The sequence below is a fragment of the Mesorhizobium helmanticense genome (assembly GCF_003034915.1).
Taxonomy (GTDB): Bacteria; Pseudomonadota; Alphaproteobacteria; order Rhizobiales; family Rhizobiaceae; genus Mesorhizobium; species Mesorhizobium helmanticense.
Genome location: NZ_PZJX01000103.1, coordinates 1 through 2322 on the forward strand (window position 1 = coordinate 1; position 2322 = coordinate 2322).

2 protein-coding genes and 2 pseudogenes are annotated in these 2322 nt (G+C 58.9%); 3 read left to right on the forward strand and 1 reads right to left on the reverse strand.

Annotated features, from left to right (window positions below; all coding sequences use genetic code 11):
* Positions 1 to 1339: pseudogene (locus tag C9427_RS33465) on the reverse strand (ISL3 family transposase); the annotation flags it as partial.
* Positions 1340 to 1525: 186 nt separating this feature from the next.
* Between C9427_RS33465 and C9427_RS33470 the strand changes: the two are divergent.
* The 3 genes and pseudogenes from C9427_RS33470 to C9427_RS34590 all read left to right on the forward strand — a co-directional run.
* Complete coding sequence (locus C9427_RS33470) at positions 1526 to 1831, forward strand: hypothetical protein (RefSeq protein ID WP_208636460.1); 306 nt, start codon at positions 1526 to 1528, stop codon at positions 1829 to 1831.
* 53 nt (positions 1832 to 1884) lie between these two features.
* A pseudogene (locus C9427_RS35185) lies at positions 1885 to 1992 on the forward strand (transposase); the annotation flags it as partial.
* A 98-nt stretch (positions 1993 to 2090) separates the two neighbouring features.
* Positions 2091 to 2322 (forward strand): hypothetical protein (locus C9427_RS34590; RefSeq protein ID WP_208636462.1); only part of this gene is annotated, 232 nt, incomplete at its 3' end.

Genomic DNA, 2322 nt, shown 5'->3' on the forward strand with positions numbered 1-2322 from the left:
CAAGCTACGCATTGTGGCGAACGCGTGCGATCCTCGCTTTAAAGCGTCAACCTTTCGCGCCTGTTTGGCGGTTAGCAATCCGCGGGGCTTGATGCAAAGTGCTGCCGCTACGACAGGGGAGATCACATGACCGGTATCTGGATCTCTGACTGGATCGAGACTGAACGCAGTCGTAACTTCACTGGTTGTCGGATTCTCAGCCCTGCGCCACGCTCCAAGTACGCTCCAGGTTAGAAAAGCTGCCGGTATATCCACGCTGCTTGACGTCATGAAACAGATGCCGACCGCAGCGATTCCCGTCTTTCCAGCACTGGGCCAAGAATTTCTCGAAGTACCAAGGCGATCTCGGATTCAATGCCGCTCGACGCCTGTCCGGCGGCGTCTCGAATTTGAGCCATTTTGCCACGGTCCGCCGCTTGTAGCCGGTCCGTCGCTCGATCTCGCAATAGGATAGCCCTTCACTGTGCAATGAGTGGATCGTTGCGAACACCTGATCTCGGGATTGCCTGTGTGCCAGGCGCGCGCGACGCCGATGGAGCGCGGCATCGACGTTGTCTTGCTCGGACAGAATAGACCTTCCGGTCGATCGTCCGGATAGGCTCATCTGCTCTTCGACCGCCAGACGAAGATTTTGAACAAGGTGAAACCGGTCAGCGATCTGTATTGCCTGCGGAGCCCCTTCCCGAACCGCCTGCGCATATAGGCCGCAACGGTCGCGGCTTACCACCTCGACGGAAGGGTTCCTTCTCAGCCAGTGCGCGGCACTCTCGACGCTCCGGTCTTCCAGGATGTCAACGACAGAACGTCGCTCGAGATCGACAACAATGGTGCCGTAGCGCCATGTCTTCCGCCAGCTCCAATCATCAAGTCCAATGATCCTGGCTGGCGGAGCGGCGCCTGCAGCGTTGTGTTTGAGGTGGCGCAAAATCGTGTCGTCGCTGACCGGCATTCCGAGACGCCGCATCAGACGCTCGGCAGGCCTTCCTCCAGTGGCATGGCCCAAGTGGCTGGCAATCTGCGCCGTCCGCGCTGTCCGACGGGCATGAGGAGCTGCAACAGAAACCTCATCGGAAAAGGTGCTGCGGCTACAGTCCTGAAATGCGCATCGCCAGCGGCCGATGCGGAGTTCGACGGTTACTGTGTCCCCGTGCGCCGGGTAGTCCTGAAGGCGTCTATGGCGCCAACCGTGGCGCCGGCGTGATCGCATCCCACAACCCGGACAGATCCCTTTTTCCGGTACCGAGGCATATACCTTCCAACCGTCCTTGCCCATTCGCGCAACGCGCAAGACCTTCACGCCGCTGCCCGGAGCCCAGTGCTTTTTCGAATGCGTGGTCATCCTTCATGAGTTTTGATCTCACAGGATAATCCCGCCACACAAAGTGAGGCAGAACCGTTAACTGTGAGAATACAGTCGTTTCGATCGCCGGCACGGCTTCATCCGCGGCTGGAACGTCACCAGCGCTTCGGCCTATGACGGGGCGCAGCTTCGAAACGTGCTGGACAAGAACAACACCGCTCGACGGTGTGGGCTGACACGGCCTATCGCTCGAAGAAGAATGAGGCGTGGCTGGAGAAGCACGGCTACTTCTCCGACATTCACCAGAAGCCGAAAGGCCGGCCGATGAGCGAGGCGATGGCACGGGCCAATGGCCGGCGCTCAAAAATCCGCGCCTTCGTCGAGCACGTCTTCGCACAGCAGAAAGCCCGCATGGCCTGTTCGTGCGGACCATCGTCTGTCGGGCGGGCCAGGACAAAGATCGGCATGGCCAATCTCGCCTACAACCTCACGCGCTATGTCTGGCACCAGGGCCGAAGTGTGCCTGCATGACGCGAAAGCGGTGAGATCGGCAGCCACCGGCCGAATTGATCGGCTCCCACAGCGGTAAATTGCCCCTCGATGCGGTGATGATGTTGAGGATCATGGTGCTGCAGGCGCTCTACTGTCTCTCGGACGATCAGGCCGAGTTTCAGATCCAGGACCGGCTGTCGCCGGTGGGCATGGCCCCCATATCCATCCCATGGATGCATTATATCCAAACAATCAAGTTTACCCATCCGTCATGATGCTTCATAGCGCAGGAAAGCCAATGTCCCGTGCTTTCCAGCTCACGTTCACGAGCGTGGACTTTGTAGGAAGACCAAGTCGAAACCGGCGCATCATAAGGGGCAGAGTATCCATGAACGCAATGGCGGCAGGGCAGGCCGGATCTGGGCGTTTTATTGCTTTAGAGGGGTTGAGGGGGCTGGCTGCAGTTGGCGTCCTCTTGTCTCACGCCCTCTTCGCTGTCGAGCCAGGTATATTCAAAACCATGTACCCGT